This is a genomic window from Priestia abyssalis, assembly GCF_002019595.1.
In the GTDB taxonomy this organism is placed as follows: Bacteria; Bacillota; Bacilli; order Bacillales; family Bacillaceae_H; genus Bacillus_BA; species Bacillus_BA abyssalis.
Window position 1 is genome coordinate 5,175,716 of sequence record NZ_KV917369.1, and the last position, 21,428, is coordinate 5,197,143.

18 protein-coding genes and 1 other RNA gene are annotated in these 21,428 nt (G+C 41.6%); 5 read left to right on the top strand and 14 right to left on the bottom strand.

Translation table 11 applies throughout. The features are described 5' to 3' along the window. Window positions 1-40 precede the first annotated feature (40 nt). Both BK575_RS24900 and BK575_RS24905 read right to left on the bottom strand, forming a co-directional pair. Complete coding sequence (locus tag BK575_RS24900) at window positions 41-1,216, bottom strand: acetyl-CoA C-acetyltransferase (protein ID WP_078414219.1); 1,176 nt, start codon at window positions 1,214-1,216, stop codon at window positions 41-43. Window positions 1,217-1,228: 12 nt separating this feature from the next. Then, window positions 1,229-3,613 carry a 3-hydroxyacyl-CoA dehydrogenase/enoyl-CoA hydratase family protein gene (locus BK575_RS24905; RefSeq protein WP_078414220.1) on the bottom strand — a complete coding sequence of 795 codons (2,385 nt, stop codon included), beginning with the start codon at window positions 3,611-3,613 and terminating at the stop codon, window positions 1,229-1,231. Between the two features lie 317 nt (window positions 3,614-3,930). On the opposite strand from BK575_RS24905, the gene BK575_RS24910 reads away from it, so the two are divergent. Next, complete coding sequence (locus BK575_RS24910) at window positions 3,931-4,080, top strand: YuzL family protein (protein WP_078414221.1); 150 nt, start codon at window positions 3,931-3,933, stop codon at window positions 4,078-4,080. Window positions 4,081-4,143: 63 nt separating this feature from the next. On the opposite strand, the gene BK575_RS24915 is transcribed toward BK575_RS24910, so the two are convergent. Next, window positions 4,144-5,061 carry a proline dehydrogenase family protein gene (locus BK575_RS24915; RefSeq protein WP_078414222.1) on the bottom strand — a complete coding sequence of 306 codons (918 nt, stop codon included), beginning with the start codon at window positions 5,059-5,061 and terminating at the stop codon, window positions 4,144-4,146. Between the two features lie 283 nt (window positions 5,062-5,344). On the opposite strand from BK575_RS24915, the gene BK575_RS24920 reads away from it, so the two are divergent. Continuing rightward, window positions 5,345-5,608: a hypothetical protein gene (locus tag BK575_RS24920; RefSeq protein ID WP_028396148.1), complete on the top strand. Its 264-nt coding sequence runs from the start codon at window positions 5,345-5,347 to the stop codon at window positions 5,606-5,608. Between the two features lie 12 nt (window positions 5,609-5,620). Further along, entirely contained in the window at window positions 5,621-5,941 is a 321-nt protein-coding gene (locus BK575_RS24925) for a spore coat protein (RefSeq protein WP_078414224.1), read from the top strand. Between the two features lie 275 nt (window positions 5,942-6,216). Here BK575_RS24925 and BK575_RS24930 read toward each other — a convergent pair whose 3' ends face one another. From BK575_RS24930 to BK575_RS24945, 5 genes are read right to left on the bottom strand one after another with little or no spacing between them, the layout of a single operon-like run. Continuing rightward, on the bottom strand, window positions 6,217-6,471 hold the full coding sequence (locus BK575_RS24930; RefSeq protein ID WP_078414225.1) for a YusU family protein: 255 nt from the start codon (window positions 6,469-6,471) through the stop codon (window positions 6,217-6,219). A gap of 18 nt (window positions 6,472-6,489) precedes the next feature. Then, window positions 6,490-7,272 carry an IucA/IucC family C-terminal-domain containing protein gene (locus BK575_RS24935; RefSeq protein WP_078414226.1) on the bottom strand — a complete coding sequence of 261 codons (783 nt, stop codon included), beginning with the start codon at window positions 7,270-7,272 and terminating at the stop codon, window positions 6,490-6,492. After that, window positions 7,259-8,083: an ABC transporter ATP-binding protein gene (locus BK575_RS28210; RefSeq protein ID WP_139368103.1), complete on the bottom strand. Its 825-nt coding sequence runs from the start codon at window positions 8,081-8,083 to the stop codon at window positions 7,259-7,261. Before BK575_RS28210 ends, BK575_RS24935 begins: the two co-directional genes overlap by 14 nt. An 18-nt stretch (window positions 8,084-8,101) precedes the next feature. After that, window positions 8,102-9,157 (bottom strand): FecCD family ABC transporter permease, encoded by a 1,056-nt coding sequence (locus BK575_RS28215; RefSeq protein ID WP_139368104.1) that lies wholly within the window; start codon window positions 9,155-9,157, stop codon window positions 8,102-8,104. Further along, on the bottom strand, window positions 9,154-10,158 hold the full coding sequence (locus BK575_RS24945) for a FecCD family ABC transporter permease (RefSeq protein ID WP_078414227.1): 1,005 nt from the start codon (window positions 10,156-10,158) through the stop codon (window positions 9,154-9,156). Before BK575_RS24945 ends, BK575_RS28215 begins: the two co-directional genes overlap by 4 nt. A gap of 168 nt (window positions 10,159-10,326) precedes the next feature. On the opposite strand from BK575_RS24945, the gene BK575_RS24950 reads away from it, so the two are divergent. Further along, a complete protein-coding gene (locus BK575_RS24950; protein ID WP_078414228.1) occupies window positions 10,327-11,343 on the top strand; it encodes an ABC transporter substrate-binding protein in 1,017 nt (338 codons plus the stop codon). Window positions 11,344-11,671: 328 nt separating this feature from the next. On the opposite strand, the gene BK575_RS24955 is transcribed toward BK575_RS24950, so the two are convergent. Next, window positions 11,672-12,940: a cation:dicarboxylate symporter family transporter gene (locus BK575_RS24955; protein ID WP_078414229.1), complete on the bottom strand. Its 1,269-nt coding sequence runs from the start codon at window positions 12,938-12,940 to the stop codon at window positions 11,672-11,674. A gap of 412 nt (window positions 12,941-13,352) precedes the next feature. Here BK575_RS24955 and trhO point away from each other — a divergent pair, with 412 nt between their 5' ends. Beyond that, window positions 13,353-14,276, top strand: a complete 924-nt coding sequence (trhO, locus tag BK575_RS24960; protein ID WP_078414230.1) for an oxygen-dependent tRNA uridine(34) hydroxylase TrhO — start codon at window positions 13,353-13,355, stop codon at window positions 14,274-14,276. A 242-nt stretch (window positions 14,277-14,518) separates the two neighbouring features. Here the strand turns inward: trhO and gucD are convergent, their stop codons facing one another. From gucD to ssrA, 5 genes are all read right to left on the bottom strand, one after another. Then, entirely contained in the window at window positions 14,519-15,994 is a 1,476-nt protein-coding gene (gene gucD / locus BK575_RS24965; RefSeq protein ID WP_078414231.1) for an alpha-ketoglutaric semialdehyde dehydrogenase GucD, read from the bottom strand. 22 nt (window positions 15,995-16,016) lie between these two features. Then, on the bottom strand, window positions 16,017-17,435 hold the full coding sequence (locus BK575_RS24970; RefSeq protein WP_078414232.1) for an APC family permease: 1,419 nt from the start codon (window positions 17,433-17,435) through the stop codon (window positions 16,017-16,019). A 74-nt stretch (window positions 17,436-17,509) separates the two neighbouring features. Next, a complete protein-coding gene (gabT, locus tag BK575_RS24975; RefSeq protein ID WP_078414954.1) occupies window positions 17,510-18,853 on the bottom strand; it encodes a 4-aminobutyrate--2-oxoglutarate transaminase in 1,344 nt (447 codons plus the stop codon). Window positions 18,854-18,857: 4 nt separating this feature from the next. Beyond that, the gene (locus BK575_RS24980; protein WP_204524884.1) at window positions 18,858-20,525 is read right to left on the bottom strand and encodes a sigma-54 interaction domain-containing protein; all 1,668 of its coding nucleotides are present in this window, start codon (window positions 20,523-20,525) and stop codon (window positions 18,858-18,860) included. A gap of 463 nt (window positions 20,526-20,988) precedes the next feature. Next, window positions 20,989-21,343: a transfer-messenger RNA gene (gene ssrA / locus BK575_RS24985) on the bottom strand. Between the last annotated feature and the right edge of the window lie 85 nt (window positions 21,344-21,428).

Consider the following 21,428-nt stretch of genomic DNA (forward strand, 5'->3'; position numbering starts at 1 on the left):
TCTTCTCCTCCTTTTTGAACACACACTTTTAGTTGAAAAATTAAAGTAATTCAAACACGCCGGCAGCTCCCATTCCTCCGCCGATACACATCGTCACAATGCCAAATTGTTCGTTTCGGCGCTTCATTTCATAGATGAGGCTTAACGTCAGTTTTGCTCCTGTACATCCAAGCGGGTGGCCCAGCGCTATGGCTCCGCCGTTTACGTTTACTTTTTCTTCACTAAGTCCGAGTTCTCGAATGACTTGAATGGCCTGGGAGGCGAACGCTTCATTCAACTCAAACAATCCGATATCGGATACTTCCAATCCCGCCAGTTTCAATGCTTTTGGAATCGCGACGACCGGGCCTACTCCCATGACTTCCGGAGGCACGCCTCCAACCGCAAATGAACGGAATTTAGCGAGCGGTTTTAATCCTTCCGCTTCTGCTTTTTCACGTTCCATAATCAGCACGGCAGCACCGCCGTCGCTTGTTTGAGAGGCATTTCCCGCGGTCACCGAACCAACAGCCGAAAAAGCGGGGCGTAATTTGCTTAACCCTTCTAAAGAAGTATCCGGACGGACTCCTTCATCTTCTGTGAAAAGAATGGTTTTCTCCTTTAACTTATGATGTTGATCTACTTGGCGAACGGTTACCTCCACAGGCACAATTTCATCCTTGAACTTCCCTTCCTGAAGGGCTTTGGCAGCACGCTGATGGCTGCGAACGGCAAAAGCATCCTGCTCTTCGCGCGAGATTCCATATTTCACGGCCACTTGCTCTGCCGTATGCCCCATTGACATATAATATTCAGGGGCATGCTCAACCAGTTTTATATTTGGGCGGACAACATGCCCGACCATCGGAACTAAGCTCATCGATTCGGCACCACCTGCCAGCACAACTTGGGAGTGCCCGAGCATGATGCGCTCTGCCCCGAACGCAATACTCTGCAAACCTGAAGAACAATAACGATTGATGGTAACCGCCGGAACGGTATATGGCAGTCCTGCCAACGCCCCGATATTCCGTGCCATATTCAATCCTTGTTCAGCTTCCGGAATTGCGCATCCAAAGATTAAGTCATCAATCGGCCCTTCATAGTTTCCAGCTCTTTTTAATGTTTCTTTTACAGCTAACGCACCGAGATCATCAGGCCGAACATTAGCAAGTGTCCCTTTTTTCGCTTTTCCGACCGGTGTTCTCGCACCGGCTACAATGACCGCTTCCCTCATGATTTATCCCCCTTAGTTACGCAATGGTTTTCCTTTTATCAACATATGCTGCATGCGCTTCTGCGATTTCGCTTCGCCAACAAGGCTTAAAAATGCTTCCCTCTCTAGATCCAATAAATATTGTTCATCTACTTTTGTTCCGTACGGAACTTTTCCTCCTGCAATGACATAAGCCAATTTTTGGGCAATTTTATAATCATGTTCAGAAATATAACCTGAATGTTTTAATCCCTGGGCACCAAGAAGCAACGTCGCATACCCTGTTTCACCTGTTATCGGGACCTTTTGGCGGATCGGCGGCTGATAGCCTTGTTCATATAAATGGATGACCTGCTGCTTGGCATCATGGAGAAGATGATCGCCATTCACGCTGACAGCATCCTTTTTATCAAGGAAATTCAAATCGTACGCTTCCGCCGCTGATGTTGACACCTTCGCCATCGCAATCGTTTCAAACACTTTGTTTGCCACCTTTTGCAGATCAAAATCTACGCCGCCCGCCATATTGTTTAGATGTTTTATATAAAGCTCCTTATTTCCGCCGCCCCCTGGAATGAGCCCGACACCGACTTCGACCAGTCCCATATATGTTTCACTGGATGCTTGAATACTGCTTGTCGGCAGACAGATTTCAGTCCCGCCTCCAAGTGTCATGCCAAATGGGGCGGAAACTACCGGTTTGGAGCTGTATTTAATATTCATCATCGCCTGTTGAAATTGACGAACGACGAGTTCGATTTCAAAGTAGTTATCATCCTGTGCCTCCATTAAAATCAAGGCAAGGTTGGCACCTACACAGAAGTTTTTAGCTTGATTGCCAATGACAAGCCCTTTATAATTTTCCCCGACCTCTTCAAGGGCAAAGTTGATCATTTGAATGATGTCCAAACCAATCGCATTATTCGGGGAAGTGAACTCCAAACCAGCAACATCATCACCTAAATCGATTAGGCTTGCCCCGCTGTTTTTCTTGATGACTCTGTTTTGTTCTTTTAAAGCTTTTAGATGGATCACTTTTTTGTTTTCAGCCAGTAAGCGATAATTATCTCCATCATAAAAATACGTATGACCTTCTTGTTTTTGATAGAATGACTCAAACCCTTCTTCCAGCATGTTTTTTACCCATGAAGGCACCTCAGCTCCATTTTCCTCCATTTTTTGAACGGAGCGGCGCACACCAATGGCATCCCATGTTTCAAATGGCCCGAGTTCCCACCCGAATCCCCACTTCATGGCACGGTCTATGGCTATGATGGAATCCGCAATCTCATCTTTTAACTGCGCTGAATAAAGAAGAACGGGACTTATGATATTCCAAAGCAGCTTCCCTGCACGGTCATCCGAATATAGAAGCGCTTTCAATTTATTCTCTAATCCTTTGGCTTGTTTGCTCATTTCGGTAGAAGCGGTTTTTAACTTTTTTCGCACTTCATACTCCAGCGTTTGGGGATTCAGTTCTAAAATCTCCTTCCCTTGCTTTAAGAAAAAGCCTTGCCCCGATTTGCTCCCAATCCACCCTTTCTGCAGCATATCCTTCATGAACGAAGGAACGTCAAATACAGCCTTTTCAGCACCTTCTACCTTTTCATACACATTGTTTGCGACATGTATAAAGGTATCGAGACCCACGACATCCAACGTACGGAACGTCGCACTTTTCGGCCGCCCGATTAATGGTCCTGTAACGGAATCCACTTCACCTGCGCTGTAGCCGCCTTTTAGCATTTCCTGGACCGTTACTAGCAGCCCGTATGTTCCGATGCGATTGGCAATAAAATTAGGCGTATCTTTTGCTAAAACAACTCCTTTGCCAAGTACATCTTCCCCAAACGTTTGCATGAATTGAACGATTTCCGGCTTTGTATCTTTTGTTGGAATAATCTCAAGAAGTTTTAAATAACGAGGAGGGTTAAAAAAGTGTGTACCTAAAAAATGCTCTTTGAAATCGTCGGATCTGCCTTCAGCCATCGCATGAACCGAAATACCGGAAGTGTTGGAACTAATGATGCTTCCTTGTTTTCTCACTGCATCAATTTTACTGAACAACTGCTTTTTGATGGCCAAATTCTCAACGACTACTTCAATGATCCATTCACAATCTGATAATTTTTCTAAATCGTCTTCCAAGTTCCCCGCTTGAATCAAAGCAAGGTTGCTCTTTGAAGTGAGCGGAGCGGGTTTTTGTTTCAATAACTTTTTTAATGCACTGGTACTAAAACGATTGCGTACGGACATATCTTGTAATGTCAACCCTTGTGCTTCTTCCTCTTTCGTTAGCTGACTCGGTACAATATCCAGCAAAATAGTTGGAATTCCTATATTAGCTAAATGTGCCGCAATTCCTGATCCCATCACTCCAGAACCAATGACAGCTGCCTTCTGAATCCTCAGGCTCATAACCTGTATCCCCCTTTATTTCTTGAATGAATACTCATTCATTTTTTATTCAAAAAAAAGAGAACTTTACTTGTTTTCTAATTTAAATATAGAACATTTTTTGAATTTTCGCAATATAAAAACTAAAAAATCAGTAGCTATGAAAAAGTAATTTTCATTCAACTGAATTAACCGGTGGACAATTAACCTTCAGAAATAACAAGGCAACTCCTTTACTGCTATCCGTAAGGTTCCTCATGCACTTGAAATCATTGCTGAAATCTTAGAATAAATGATTTCTCCAACTACGGGTAACCTAATAATCGGAGGTGAAAACAATGGCAAAGGTAAAGAAACACCCTTCCAAAGCGGGAGTTAGCGCAGCCAGCGTTAAAGGAGATGCGGGACCAACGATCGAAAGGGACGGGGGAGGCAAACGTACTTCGCAAAATCAACAATATACAAAATCTAACATGCAGGACCAATAGAAAAAATAAGGGCAACCCAAAAGGGGACGATCATCCCTTTTGGGTCACCCGTTGCAGAATAAGCTATTTTTTAAAGACTCCTTTTATGACAAAGGTCACATTGGCCGGACGCTCCGCTAATCGACGCATGAAATAACCATACCAATCTGTTCCGTATGGGACATATACTCTCATTGTATATCCTTCCCTGGCAAGTTCCTCCTGTCTCTCCGGCCGGATGCCATATAACATTTGAAACTCAAAGCGGTCATGAGAAATACCATATCTTTCTACAAGCTGCTTTGTATAGTCAATAATTTTATCATCATGTGTGGCTACGGCGGTGTAATTCCCATTTAATAAGTGCTGCTTAATGATCTTTTTAAAATTTTCGTCCACTTTTTTCTTTTCAGGAAAAGCTGCGGCAGAAGATTCTTTATAGGCGCCCTTTACAAGACGTAGATTCGGCCGATATTCATTCAAGTCTGAAATATCCTTCTCTGCTCGATACAAATAAGCCTGGATAACCGTTCCCACATTGTCATAACTTGATTTTAGCGTTTTGTAAACTTCTATCGTCTTCTGGCAGCGTGAATAATCCTCCATATCGATTGTTACGAAGATTCCACTGTTCTTGGCGGCATGTAAAATCTTCCGCATATTCTTCAATACAACTTCCTCTGAAATATCAAGCCCCATTGAAGTCAATTTAAGAGAAAGCTGTGCATTCAACTTCTCCTCTTCAATCCTTTTAATCGCTTCCAGTGATTGATTAACCATCTCATTCGCTTCCTTTTCGTTATCCACAAATTCTCCCAGATAATCGATTGTTACCGTTAAGCCTCCCTCATTCAACTCCCGAATGACTTGGATGGCTTCTTCTATTGTTTCCCCTGCTACAAAACGGGCTGAGCCAAAGTGACGTCCGTATTTCTTCACTGCTTTTGTAAGCATTCTATTTTTAGATAAAAACAAGAAAAAGTTCCTCATGATTTTCTCCATGATCGTTCCCCCTGTCCTTCATCAAGTAGGTATGTATTTATATCAACGGTAATAAAACGGACACAACGAGATACCACATTATATGTTCCAGGACAATATTTGACACCCCTTTATTCATTTGAATAATGAATGAAAAGTCTTTGTGCCTTCCTTATCTTTCTCCTTGCATAGGAATAAACCAGACATGCCACACTATGAAAGGAACTTCACCCATAAGGGTTTAAGGCCCATTAGAACGAAACTGTACGAAACTGTTTTCTATAGGAGGTAGATTAAGATGCAAATGCAACCGCAAAATCAACAAAACCAGCAAACTGCCATGATGCCGCAGCCGCCGCAAGTGATTTCTACAAAGGATTCTTTATACTTGACAGACATGCTTTCTTGGAATTTACTAGCTATTAAAAAAGCTCATTCCTTTGCCGCACAATGTCAGGACCAAGAGGTATCCAAAGCGATTGAACAATGCTGCCAAATGCACCAACGTCATTATGACAAAATTCTTCAACACTTACAAAACACCCAGCAATCTCAAATGCTTCAATAAGGAGTGAAAACCATGAACCAAAATAAAATTCAAAACCCTGAAACGCAAGTTCCCAAAACACCAGAAATGAATGACCGTGATTTTACCAATGAAATGTTGGCCACCGAAAAATATATGACGGCTTCCTATTGTACAGCGCTCAACGAATGTAGCCATGACGCCCTTTACCAAGACATCTTGGCCATTTTCACCGAAACGCAGAATACCCAACGTGAGCTTTATAACTTAATGTTCAAAAAGGGCTGGTATGGCATCGAAGCGGCAGAGCAGCAAAAATTACAGCAATCCTATCAACAATTTTCAGGTTACAAATCCCAGTTTCCCGTTCACTAATTATTAAGAAAAGCGAAGGCAATTGTTTAATCTTGAGAGACGTTGGAACTTCTGATCGGGAAACCGCTTTTTGGTTTCATGGGCAAAAGTGAAACGGCTGAAAGATTAGGAGCCGCAGCTAGACAATAAGAAAAGCGGAGGCGACTGTTTAATCTGAGAGATATGGCCTCCGCAAAACAAAAAGAGGTGTTCCAAATCCACGAAACAGGGTAGTTTTGGAACACCTCTTTATTTAACTGTTTTCCAGTGCAAATAAATGAATCTTTCAATTGTCTTCATTTTTCTGATTTCCGAGCGCGATGCTGTTCATTTAATGTTTTAATGTCCCCAATTACTTTCATCATCTCCACCTTTGCTTCCGGATATGTTTCATTCCAATGCTTGGCAAGCCCCGGCATTGATTTGGCAATATGGGTATACAAGGCCCAAACCTTGACCTTTTCGACTAGATCTTCTGAGGTTTCTCCTAATAATAATTCTGTATATTTTTCTACTAATCCGTCTACTTGGGCTTGAAACTTCTCTTCCATTGTACAATGTCCCCTTTCTTACTGCTCCCCTGTCTGACGTCGCCTGCAGCTTACAGGACATATTTTACAATGCTGTCCCTTCATGGCCGTTAAATAAGCAAAACAGCATGTTTGACGGACCCGAATATCCTGATCTTCTGCCTTATTCTTAGAATTCGCTTTATCATATCTCAAGAATGGATTCCGATGATAGGAGCCGAACAAATGACCTGGTGCGGCTTTTAGAATATATTGAAAATCTTCCTGGATTTGATGATGGATATGGGAAAGCGAGGCATCATTTAATAGCTTTTCATACATCCAGCAAATATACACATAAAGATTTTCCCACATAATCAACTTCGTCAGTTTACAAACCTTGATAATATGGGTGAACAACACATTCACATGATCGCTGAAAATGTGCTGAAGGATACTGTCACGCCACATTAACCGACCGCCATCAGATACCTCTTCTACGGATAGATCATGGAGCTTAAAAGAAGGAAGCCAACGCGCATCCTCCTCATCGGATGTTTCCACTGAAACATTTTCCAGAGAAAAATTAGGGCGCTTATTCCAAACGCTCATTGAGTAAAGAGCTGATAAAACGGCAAAACTGTATCTTTTAACAAAGATAGAAGCAGCCACCATAAGATTGGCAGCTTCTATCTTCTCTCGCACTTTTAGTAAGAAATCACTCAACTGGACTTCATCCGTCAGATCAATAACTTTAATGGATAGCGGTGACGGATTTGAAGCAATGGTAAGACGATAATTCTCTTTCAAAAGCTTTAATTCCGCCTCACTAAATTGCTTCATGATTTTTCCCCGCCTTACGTCCAACATATCTTCCTCGCCCGTGAGGAATACATAAAGGTGTTCCAAAGATTGGATCAACGGTTACTTCACAATTCATATTAAACACATCCTTCACAAGTTCTCGGCTGATGACTTGTTCAGGTTTTCCCTGCGCATAAACAGTTTTATCTTTAATGGCTACTAAATGATGGGCGTAACGACATGCCAAGTTCAAATCGTGGAGGACCATTACAATCGTACGCTGCTCTTTTTCATTTAATTCAAATAACAAATCCAGAATTTCAATTTGATGAGTCATATCCAAATAAGTGGTTGGCTCATCCAATAAAATAATATCCGTATCCTGTGCCAATGTCATGGCAATCCAAGCTCGCTGCCTTTGACCTCCCGATAAAGAGTCCACCAAACGGTCAGCCAGCTGTTCCATTCCTGTTGCTTGAAGTGCATGTTTTACAATCCGCTCATCTTCTTCAGACCATTGGCGGTACCATTTTTGATAAGGATAGCGCCCTTGTTTCACTAACTGCAAAACGGTCAACCCTTCTGGGGCAACAGGTCCTTGAGGCAAAATGGCCAATTGTTTGGCAATCTCCTTTGTGGGAAGCTTAGACACCATCTCCCCCTCAATCAAGATAGATCCTGAATGCGGTTTTAATAGACGTGCCAACGAACGCAGCAGCGTAGATTTGCCGCAGCCATTGCTCCCGATAAAAACAGTAATTTCCCCTTTTGGAACTGTTAAATTCAATTCATCTATAATAACTGTATCTCCGTAGGACAATGTCAGTGACTTTGTTTCTAATGCATGCATTTAGTGATCGCTCCTTTTTTAAGCGTTTCGCTGCTTATATAAAAGATAAATAAAATAAGGTGCACCGATAGCAGCCGTAAACACTCCCGCCGGTACTTCAATAGGCAGGAATAATGTCCGGCCGATGGCATCGGCTGTTAACACCAATATGGCTCCAATAAATGCTGATAAGGGCAGCAAAGCACCGAATGAAGAGCCAACGAGCTTTCTTGCAATATGAGGAGCCATTAACCCGACAAAGCCGATTCCCCCAGCAAAAGCTACGGCACTTCCGATGAAAGCTGTACTGAGAAGTAATAAACCGAAACGCTGTTTTTGTATACTCGTTCCCACTCCTATCGCAATCTCTTCCCCAAGTTCTTGAATATTAACATTTCTTATCATCACAATTGTTATCACAAACAAAGTAATGGTAATAGGTGATAAAATCTGAACGTTCTCCCAACTTGCCCCGTATACAGAACCTGTAATCCAAATATTTGCCTGACTGGCACGATAGATAGGACCTAAAATCATAAACAAGTCCGTTAATGCCTTTGTTAAAGCCCATAGACCAATTCCAATCAGCACGAGACGAATCGGAGATACCCCATTCTTCCATGCAAGCATATAGAGAAGCAGCCCTACGATAGTAGCACCAATAAAAGCACTTAACGGCATCCAATGAATGCTTACGGTTAAAGAGTTATTTTTATCACTAAATATTGCCAAAAATAGTACGACCGCTACTGATGCTCCTCCTGTAATTCCAATAATATCCGGGGAAGCTAACGGATTTCGGACAATTGCTTGTAAAATGGTTCCAGCCACTGCCAGGCTCATTCCTACTAAGATAGCTATAAGAATGCGCGGCATTCGAAAAGAATGAACAATTAGCTGTTCAAAGTCAGAACCATGTCCAAATAATATGTTCAGTACATCCCATGGTTGAATAAATTGTTCGCCCATTCCCGCACTAATAAGAAAAACAAGCAGAAGACATAGCAGGAAAGTGCCATTTATCAACATCGCTTTTCGATCAAGCAAAAACGAAATAGTCCCTTTGGCGGCCCTGAAAGAAGTATATTTCCTCATGATGCTTGGCCTCCTTTACGTGCAATATAGATAAAGAACGGTGTACCTATAATAGCCGTCATTACTCCAACAGGCACTTCTTGCGGCATAATCACGTAACGAGCGCCAATGTCCGCCAATAAAAGCAAGATTCCTCCAGCGACTCCACAGTATGGGAGAATCCAACGATAATCATTTCCAACAAGCCATCGAACAACATGCGGAACGACAATTCCAAGAAACCCAATCGGGCCGGCCACTGCTACAGACCCTCCTGCAAGTAAAATGACTGCAGTTCCAATTATTAATTTTATCGTTCCCGTACGTTGGCCCAATCCTTTTGCTACATCTTCCCCCATCGTTAAAATATTAATTTTATTGGATATTAAAAATGCCATTACAGTACCGATTAGAAGGTAAGGCAAGACCGAAGACAAAATTTCCAGCTTTCGCCCTTGTACAGACCCTGCCATCCAAAATAGCACTTGTTCAAGGGCCGCTTCATCCATAACTAAAAGCCCTTGAGTTAAAGATGAAAAAAGAGCGGCTATCGCCGCACCGGCAAGTGTTAATTTCATAGGCGTCAATCCTTCTCGTCCAAACGAGCCTAAAAAATAAACAATAAATGAGGCAACAGCTGCTCCCGCAAAGGCAAGCCATGTAAACCCCTGTAACGAGCTAACTGAAAAAAGCATGAGAGCTGTAACAATGAAAAAACTGGCGCCTGCATTCAGTCCAAGAATATCTGGAGAAGCAAGCGGGTTTTTCGTTAAAGCTTGTAGTAACGCTCCAGCTATCGCAAGGCTGCTTCCTACAGCCATTCCGATTAGCGCTCTCGGAAGGCGAACATCCTGTATAATGATATGTTCGTTTGATCCATCAAACTGTTGAAAGGCTTGGATCGCTGTTTGAAAGCTCGTATCCGTATAGCCCAGTACAATACTTAAAATAATAAATATACACAGCACTAATAAACCCAGTACAAGTCCCAGCACTTTTCCTCCAGTATTTCTTAGCAGCATCTATTTCTTCTCCTCTAACATTCCTATTTCTACTTTAAGTTTAGGAGATGGAAAAAAGACTGTCAATGACTTTGAGAATCATTTTCACTTTTCTGTTGACACGCTTTCAAATTTCGAATACTATCTAGTTGTAAATGAAAATCATTTTCAAAAGCGGAGGGATATTACATGCTTACATACTTGAAGCAAAACCGCTTCTCTTCGTTGCTGGCAGCTTTGATGCTTGTTGCACTTTTTGCACTTGCTGGCTGCGGCAATACGGAAAAGCAAGCTACTGAAGAAGACAAAGCAGCAAGCGAACCCAAAACAAGTGAAAGTAAACCTTATACGGTTGAACACGCAATGGGAACAACAGAAATTGAAGGAACACCAGAACGCGTTGTCGTTTTAACCAATGAAGGAACAGAAGCACTTTTAGCAATGGGAGTAAAACCTGTTGGTGCCGTACAATCTTGGCTGGGTAATCCATGGTATGACCATATTGAAAGTGACATGGAAGGCGTCGAAGTTGTAGGGGTTGAACATGAAGTCACGTTAGAAAAAATTGCAGCGTTAAAGCCTGATTTAATTATCGGAAACAAATTACGTCAAGAAGCTGTGTACGATAAATTAAGTGCAATTGCTCCGACTGTTTTTTCAGACACACTAAGAGGTGACTGGAAAGAAAACTTTAAGTTATATGCAAAAGCTTTAAACCGTGAAGAAAAAGGAAACGAAGTATTAAGCCAGTTTGATGCTCATGTAGAAGATGTAAAACAAAAACTAGGTGATAAAGTTAATCAAGAAGTGTCTGTTGTTCGTTTCATGGCTGGAACTTCTCGTATTTATTATACGGATTCCTTTTCTGGAGTTATTTTTGATCAGCTAGGATTTAAACGTGCTGAACAACAAAAAGAGCTTTTCACTGCTGATAATAAGCTTGGCAACCTCGCTGTAGAGGTAGGAAAAGAAGTGATTCCTAAAATGGATGGAGATATTCTTTTCTACTTCACATATGCTCCAGAAGGTGATCAAGAAGCTTTGAATACAGCAAAAGAATGGACGAGCGATCCTCTTTGGAAAAATTTGAATGCTGTTAAGAATGGAAATGCCCATGAGGTTAGCGACGCAGTTTGGAATACTGCCGGCGGCGTTATTGCAGCTAATCAAATGTTAGATGAACTTGAAAAAATTATGATTAAATAAGAAGGAAAAAACCCCACGGATTTCACAGAAAATCCGTGGGGTTTTTCACTGAAAATATTTATATTTGTGTAAAAAACCAAGAAGTTCAAGAAAACACTACTTTACACAACGGAACGTATGATAATTTGCAAACAACAGAACAGAGCTGATACAGAAATTCGACCGTCATTTTTTCAGACTTTTTAATTAAACAATACCTAATATGAATACTAGCCATTATATTTTGTGGAATTGCCTGCCATACTCTATATTATCAATTGTCAAAGAATCAGCTACATTTCTTGGCACCCTAAAAAAACTTGCCCCTCTAAAAGAGGGGCAAGTTTTTTTAGGATACTTTATTTAATACTTCATTCATATAAGCTTCTTTATCCGCTTCGTTAAACTGACCTTCCCATTTCGAAATGACAACAGCTGCCAACGAGTTTCCTACTACGTTTACGGCCGTTCTCGCCATATCGAGCAGACGATCGATACCTGCGATAAATGCCAATCCTTCTACCGGAATTCCAACCGTACCAAGTGTCGCTAACAATACAACAAACGATACTCCCGGAACCCCTGCAATCCCTTTAGACGTTACCATCAATACAAGAACTAACGAGATTTGATCAGCGATTGATAAATCAATACCATACATTTGGGCGATAAAGACCGCTGCCAATGCCTGGTACAAAGTCGATCCATCCAAGTTGAAGGAATAACCTGTCGGAATAACGAAAGAAGCAATCCCTTTCGGACATCCCAACTTTTCCATCTTCGTCATGATACGAGGCAAAACTGTTTCAGAGCTTGCCGTTGAATAAGCAAGAATCAATTCGTCTTTCAATAACTTAATAAAGTGGATAATATTAATACCAGCCCATCTTGCAACAAGGCCTAAAACGAATAATACAAAGAACGCCATCGTCGCATACACCAGAATCATTAACTTACTTAATGGAATAAGCGACTGTACGCCAAATTTGGAGACGGTCACCCCGATAAGAGCAAATACCCCGAACGGCGCAAATTTCATGACCTGGTTTGTCACATAGAACATCGCCTCTGCCGTACCTTCAAAGAACTTCAGGACAGGCTTTCCTTTTTCTCCAATGGCTGCTACTCCCAGTCCAAATAAAACAGAGAAGAAAATAATCGCCAGCATGTTCCCTTCTACCATCGCCGCAATGATATTAGGCGGAACGATATTCACAAAAGTGTCGGCAAAGCCGTGGCTTTTCGTTTCCTCAGTTGTTTCTACATAGCTTCCGATATCCGTCTTATCTAAAGACGACATATCGATGCCGCTTCCCGGCTGAAAAATATTAGCCGCCAATAATCCTACAACAATGGCAACGGTCGTAATAATTTCAAAATATAAAATGGTTTTACCGCCAAGCTTACCAAGCTTTTTCATATCGCCTACACCGGCTACACCAACAATTAAGCTGGCAACGACAATCGGTATGACAATCATTTTAATTAAACGGATAAAGATATCACCAATTGGCTGTAAAAACTCCGCCACCCTTGGATCTCCGTAAAATAGAGCACCGACAGTAATACCTGCCACTAAACCAATTAGAATTTGCCAGGCAAGTCCAATCCTTTTCATCTATACATCCCCTTCTTTAACCCTTTATATTTAAAAGCATTTATTTTTTACCCGTAATTATTATGTTATCACAATCATTATATTTTTTCACAGTAATAAATTTCTAATTTAAAAATTTCATGATTTTCAATATTTTCTATATATTTAGTTTATTCAAGAGATCCTACGCACCCCCATTAAACTTTATTAAAATAGTTTTTTCACTTTGCATGCTATTGTACATTTATGGATGGCGCTCAAAAATCGGACGGTAAAGCATAAAACCCGTTCCTCGCTTGTTTACAGAAAATGAAACACGATGTTCAAAATAGTAATTCTTAGCAACGAGGCAGTTTATTGCAACAATCCTTCCCATTTCACTATTTTTTGTTATGATAGAGAGGAAAAAGTTCTAAGAATAGGTGTGAAGAAAATGGAATATCAAGTTTTACTTTACTATAAATATGTACACATAGATGATCCTGCTGTTTTTAAAGAAGAGCACCTGGCTTTATGCGAGGAGTTAGGTTTAAAAGGACGAATCCTTGTGGCAAATGAAGGGTTGAACGGCACCGTTTCCGGCACGAAAGTACAAACGGAAGCCTATATGAAAGCAATGCATGAAGATCCCCGTTTTTCAGACATGGTATTCAAGATTGAACAAGCTGAAGAACATGCATTTAAAAAAATGAAGGTAAAAGTAAAGCCTGAAATTGTCAACCTTAGTTTAAAAGATGATATTGACCCTAATCGCATTACAGGGAAACATCTTTCTCCGAAAGAGTTTTTTGAAGCCATGCAAGAAGATGATGTGATCATCCTCGACGCACGCAATACGTATGAATACGATCTGGGCCATTTTAGAAATGCGATACGCCCTGATATCGAAACGTTCCGGGAGCTGCCTGAGTGGATTCAAAATAACCTGAGCGATTATAAAGACAAAAAGATTTTAACTTACTGTACAGGCGGCATTCGCTGCGAAAAGTTTTCAGGTTTTCTGGTCAAAGAAGGATTCCAAGATGTATCACAGCTGCACGGCGGAATCATCACATACGGATACGATGAAGAAGTAAAAGGACAACTATGGGATGGGAAATGCTACGTATTTGACGAACGCATTTCAGTACCGGTCAATCGCACGGAAAAAGCAACGGTTGTGGGGAAATGCTACTATTGCGCCAAACCGGAAGAACGCTATGTCAAATGCGGCAATCCCGATTGCAACAAACACCTGTTGTTATGCGAAGAGTGTGAGCATGAGCATCTAAGATCATGCAGCGGGGAATGTAAAGAACATCCGCATAATCGATATGTAAAAGAGCATTCTATGCAAGGAACCGTTCGAATGCAATAGCATGCTATTTTTTATCAAGACATGTAAAGAAGCGGCCCTTAAGACACTGTGAATGTCTTAAGGGCCGCTCCTTTTTTATTTTGGCTTTGTTAAAGCATCATTGCGGATGTTCGACTCATTGGATAGAACAGCCAGCCCTTTCATAAGCGGGCATTGCCTGTCCCCTCTTTCTCCTTATTGAGCCCGCTTTTTTCAGCATACCGAGAATACGCCCACTAACAATCGAGTTTACATTTACAAACTTACTTACATACAGGTGTCATGGTTACTGTTTTGATAGACGTAAAAAACTCTTTCGCAGCTTGCCCCTGTTCTCTTGAGTTTGAGCTGGACGCTTTCATGCCTCCGAATGGAGCCTGCGGTTCTGCTCCACCTGTTTCCCCATTTATCTGAATAAGGCCTGCGTCAATCTCATTGACAAATGTTAATGCTTTTGATAAATCGCTCGTAAATAATGACGCACTTAAACCATAAATCGTATCATTCGCCTGTTCAATCGCCTCTTCAAAACTATCTACCTTTATTAAACATAAAACCGGTCCAAAAATTTCTTCGCGAGCAATAACCATATCCCTTGTCACATTTTCAAAAACGGTTGGCTCAACATAGAAGCCGCTGGTAAATGCCTTCCCCGCCGGTATATTTCCGCCGGTGAGGAGTACAGCACCTTCCTCCTTGCCCTTTTCAATGTACTTTAATACAGTATCCATCTGGGCTTTTGAAGCAAGCGGCCCCATATCCGTTCCTTCTTTTAAGCCATTTCCTATTTTTAAAGATTGTACCTTCTTAAGCACCTTTTCTTTGAATTCATCATAAATCAAGCGATGAACATACGCACGGCTCGTTGCTGTACATCTTTGGCCTGTTTGTTTCATTGCTCCCATAACAGTAAGTTCAACGGCATGATCAAGGGCTGCATCTTCAAGTACAATCACCGGATTTTTCCCACCCATTTCAAGTTGATATTTGGCGCCCCGCACCACTGCTCCTGAAGCAACCTGCTTTCCTACCTCGTTCGACCCTGTAAATGTAATGGCGTTTACATCTTTATGATCAACCAGCCCTTGGCCGATTACAGATCCTTTTCCATTGACTAAATTCAATACACCCGCTGGCAGCCCTGCTTGTTCAAACACTTCTGCAATCTTAGCTCCTGTTAAACCCGTTTCAGCAGCCGGTTTGAATATGATAGTATTTCCATATATAAGGGCCGGAGCTATTTTCCATATCGGAATGGCAATTGGGAAATTCCACGGCGCAATGACACCGACAACACCGACAGGCACTCTTTTTGTATACAGCATATTGTCTGGATTGACTGACGGAAGTACTTCTCCCATCTGGCGCATCCCTTCCTGGGCATAATACCGAAGAATGGCAGCTCCGCGCAGTACCTCACCTTTTGTTTCTTTCACTGCCTTTCCCATTTCCTTTGTAGCTAGTTCAGCAATTTCATCAGCTTTTTCTTCAAAAAGATCCGCGGCTTTATGAAGAAACTCTCCTCTCTTAACGGGCGATACCTTCTTCCATTTTGACAGTGCCTTTTTGGCTGCTTCAATGGCTGCATTCAAGTCTTCCATACTTGATCGTTGAATGGTTCCGACTATTTCACTTTGATTTGCAGGGTTCATACTGTTTATTACTTCACCTGTTTGAGACGCTGTCCAAACACCATCAATATAGTTCAGCATATTCATCTCCAACGTTTTCACACTCATTATTCGCTCTCCCCCCTATTATTCAAATCATTTCTTTACGTTCTTCATCGTATTGCTTATTTTGAATTTCATGGAATTCATGGAAGTCCTGGCGGGGTGTTTTACTTAAATAATATATACCGATTAACCACCAGCCCCCAATAATGAGCCATTCATATGGCCATATCAAAGCAGCTGGCATACCCGGCAAATACAAAACTGCCATACCCAGGCTAAGTACGACGGCTATTACACCAACAATATGGCTTTTGCCAGCCCGAAATGGGCGCGCCATATTTGGTTCACGTTTTCTTAGTACAATAAACGAAATCGCTACAAGTAAATAGGAAATAACGATACTCAGCCCGCCGGCGTCAACCAGCCAAACGAGCATTTTCCGACCGAAAAATGGGGTGATGGCTGATAAAAATCCAATAAATAATATGGCATTGGCAGGCGTTTTATATTTAGGATGAAGCTTTCCAAGCCACCCAGGCAGCATTTTTGATTCTGCCATTGCATATAATATCCGGCTTCCGCCAATAAGAAAGGAGTTCCAGCTCGTTAAAATCCCGCAAATTCCCGCAATAATTAGAATCTTAGATGCAAATGAACTATTAAAAATTGCTCCCATCGCATCAGCTGTTGCAAGCGATGTGTTTGCCAGCTGTGATTCACCAAGGCTGCGGCCGACACCGAAAACCATGCCAACATACCAAATAATGGCCAATACAACCGAAAGAATTAAAACACTTCCTATCTTCTTATACGGCAAATTAATCTCTTCAGCAGCTTGTGGAATCACATCAAACCCCACAAACATAAATGGCGTCATAATCAATACAGCCATGACTCCTCCAATCCCGCCGATGAATGCGGGGAGCTGGTCTTCAGGCGGAGCGGTAACACTTCCTCCAAAAATTAATGCCAGACCCACAAGTGCTATCATTACTGTTGCGATAAATTGAAAAGTGGCGGCAGGCTTAACTCCCACATAGTTAACGGCCGTTATGACAACGGCGCCTGCACTCCCTAATAATGCCCACGATAAATAAACATCCCATCCTGCAATATTCCATAAATATCCTACTTTGTAATCTACAAATAAATATTCTACGACCGTCGGGAGGGCTACCGCTTCAAAAGCCACAACGGAAATATAACCTAAAGCAATTGACCATGAAGCAACAAATGACCATTTAGACCCAAGAGCACGATGGGTAAAAACATGTTCTCCCCCTATTTTTGGCATAGCAGATGTTAACTCTGCATATGTGAGGCCAACCATCGTTACCATAATACCGCCAATCACAAAAGCAATCAGTGCTCCTGCTGTACCTGCCGATTGAATCCATGTCCCCGTTAAGACGACCCATCCCCATCCAATCATAGCACCAAACGATAATGCTAAAATATCAAACTGCGATAATACCCGATTAAGTTTGCCATTATGATTTTGCATCCTCTTCCCCCTTTATCTTCTCCCATCCTCTGCCCTGCTTATCCCAACACCCCTATATTTCTACGGTCATTCTTTTATACTGGCACTCTATTTAAAGCTACCTGTTCAATAGCCTTCTCTAAAATCGTTAGTCCTTCTTCCAACTCGCTGTTTTCAATCACTAGCGGAGGTAAAAAGCGAAGCACGTTGCCATATGTACCAGCACTAAGTGCAAATAGCCCATTTTGCCAGCAAGTTTTCACGATTTGTGCGGCCTCTTCTTTTGCCGGTTCCTTCGTTTGTCTATCTTTTACAAGCTCAACAGCCCACATGGCTCCTATGCCGCGAACGTCACCAATAAGATCAAACTTTTCTTTTAGTTCATTCATCTTGTCATGAATGCGCTTACCAATCAAACGTCCTCTTTCCACGAGCTTTTCTTCTTCCAACACATCCAAAACAGCTAAACCGGCAGCACATGAAACAGGGCTTCCACTGAATGTTCCTCCTAATTGTCCTGCCTCTGATGCATCCATCACTTCAGCCCGGCCTGTAATGGCACTTAACGGCATTCCGGCAGCCAAAGATTTGGATAATGTTGTTAAGTCTGGAGCGACATCAAAGTTTTCCATCGCAAATAACTTTCCAGTACGCCCAAACCCTGTTTGGATTTCATCCGCAATGAATAAAATACCATTGTCTTCACAAATGGATTTAACTCCTTGCACAAAGTTTTTGGAAGGAACAATAAATCCGCCTTCCCCTTGAACAGGCTCTAAGATAACGGCACCAATTTCCCCGGCATCTACTTCTCCGATAAAGAAACGCTGAAACTCCTGTAAAATTATATCGTCCACCTGCGCTTCGCTCATTCCATCCTCAGCGCGGTAATAATAAGGATACGGAAGCCGATAAACAGATGAAGCAAATGGTCCGAATCCATGTTTATAAGGCCTCACCTTACTTGTTAACGACATGGTCAGCAATGTTCTTCCATGGTACCCGCGGTCAAATGAAATAACCCCTGGACGCCCCGTGTGTTTTCGGATGATTTTCACCGCATTCTCCACTGCTTCAGCCCCGCTATTTGCAAACATCGTTTTCTTTTTGAACTCACCTGGCGTTAATTCATTTAAGCGCGCTGCCAATTCAATATAACTTTCATAAGGAGCAACATGAAAACATGTATGAATCGCTTTATCCACTTGATCTTTTACAGCCTTTACGACTTTTGGGTGGTTATGCCCGACATTTTGCATGCCAATTCCACCGGCAAAATCGATATATTCGTTACCATCCACGTCTTGTAACACAGCCCCTTTGGCTGACTCTATATATACTTCCGTAATATTGTACGGGCCTCTTGGCACTTCCTCTAAGCGCTTTTTATGCAGCTCAGCTGATTTAGGCCCTGGAATTGCTTTTTTATTACATTGCATCATCTTAATCCCTCCGCTTTTTATGTTGAATATATTTATTAATTTTTCTTACGGCTGTTGATTGATTGACTTGCAGCACCTCTGCGCATCGATACGTATTGCCATACGTTTGATACACCATTGTCACTAACTGCCTTTCCACTTCTTCCGTTGCCTCTTTTAGCGGAACCATACCCTTTACAATGATTCCTCCGGAAAAAGGCGATTCAATTCCCAATAAATAATCTGGCAAATGGCTTTTTATAATTAGATTTTCATCACATGTAATAATAAGGCGTTCAATCAGGTTTTCCAGCTCCCGCACATTACCCGGCCAATCATAATTGGTTAAATGTGCAATGACGTCTTCACTAAACTGTTTGGTCATTTCATACTTTGCATTGAATTGTTCAGCAAACGATTTGATTAATGCTGGAATATCTTCTTTTCTTTGCCTTAGAGGCGGAATAGTAAGGGGTACTACATTAAGCCTGTAGTATAAATCTTCTCGAAATCTCTTTTCTTTTATGGACTGCAGCAAATCTTTATTGGTTGCAGCAATCACTCTTGTGTTCACTTGAACGAGTTCATTTCCTCCTACACGGCGAAATGTGCGGTCTTGCAAAAACTGCAAAAGCTTCACTTGGACATTTAGCGGTAATTCACCAATTTCATCAAGAAAGAGCGTGCCGTTTTCAGCAAGTTCAAAAACGCCCTTTTTCCCGTTTTTTTTCGCTCCGGTAAATGCCCCATTTTCATAACCGAATAGCTCAGATTCAATCAAATTTTCCGGAATGGCACCACAGTTAATTTGAATGAAAGGATATTTGGAACGCTGGCTTTCTTGATGCATATACCTTGCCATTACGCCTTTTCCTGCTCCTGTCTCTCCCACAATGAGGACTGTTGAATCCACTTGGGCAACTTTTGACGCCAGCTGATAGATTTGTTTCATCTCACTCGACTCATAAATAACCTGCTTTTGATCAGATACCAGCTGTTTTAGATGGTTAAGCTCTGTTCGATATTGATTAAGTAAATGCTCCGTTTCCTGTAATCTATTCTCAAGGGCTTCGATCTCGGAAAATTCCCGCGAGTTAAAGATGATTCTATAAATTTCACCACTTGTATCAAAGATTGGTTTTCCAGTTACGTAGAGCTTTTTTCCTGTTTTCGTCATTTGAATAGATGAGACCGTTTTCTTTTCCCTTATAATTTTGGGTGTCAATGATGGTGTAAAAATACCTTCTTCAGCCAAATCCATGGCTTTTTTTCCAATCAGCTGCTCGGCAGGCACACCGTATAAATCTTTGCAGCGCTCACTCAACCTTGTAATGACGCCTTCTCCATCTGTAACAAAAATTTCGTCAAACGAGCCATTCACAATGGCTTCCAGTTCCATATGGCCATCATCTTCTAAAATGGATAACAGGATATACCGATTGCTTTCTTCTTGAAAGTGCTCTACAAAAAAACGGAGCGAATTCAAGCGAAATTGATGACTCACACTTTCTATGCATTTCATGACATTTTCTTGAATGAAGCTGGATAGTTGCGTAAGACTTGAAACAGATTCATCCATGCGCAACAGTATCTCCGCTTTATTGTTTTTTGCCATTATTTTGCCTTGACCATCGACCAGCAGCAAGCCAAATGGTGTATGCTCCATCATTTTTATGATATATTTTCGCACGTGCATCCCTCTCTTTTTTGCCCCCTCCTTCTCCCTTTTTACAATGCAAGATTCATGCCAATCTCAAAAAACCTTTTATAATAAAGAAAATTCCGAAAAAATAATGGGGATTAATGCAGAAATGCATCAGAAATACGAGATATTCCTCATTATAATCAGAAAAAGAAAGGGGATTTTTTAATGCAATTATACATTGATGAAATGCAAAAAAGCATTATAAACATATTAAATATGCATGATTGGGAGCTAAAGCCAAAAATATTCCCTCTTCTCAGAGCCTAAATTTAGAGGAACCCAAAAAAATAAAAAATGCGGAATGAGTAAAACTTACTCATTCCGCATTCTGGACTTTTAACTGTTTTTAAAAATATTGGTTATTTACTTTACAACAAATCAAATAAAAACGGACTTACCTAAATCGGCAAGTCCGTGTCATAATCGTATTAAACCACCAAATATGTATTGGTGGAGACGGTGGGAGTCGAACCCACGTCCAAAAGCATCGGCACTTAAGCTTCTACGAGTGTAGTCGATATATTAGCGCTTCGCATACCCTTCAGCCTACCGACAGGCTTCCAAGCAGCTAGTCTGGTTATTCTCTTCCTTCGTCCTCAGACGGCGAACTCCGGCGTAGCCCACTAAGTTTGAGTCCGCTACCCTACCACATGGGCGATGGAGGGGCGAACAGCTGAGCTAATTAAGCAGCAGCTAAAGTTGTTTGTTGTTTGCCAGTTATTGGCTTTGACGTTTTAACGAGGCCGATCCCCTCGACTCGCAACCTAAGCTCGAACTACCCCTGTCGAATCCGTAACGTCCCCATTATAGAAAGGGAAGCTGGAATATTAGTAGTCTTCCGCTGAAGTTAACTGTTTCAATCATTGTCGTACTGGCTAACGACAATCT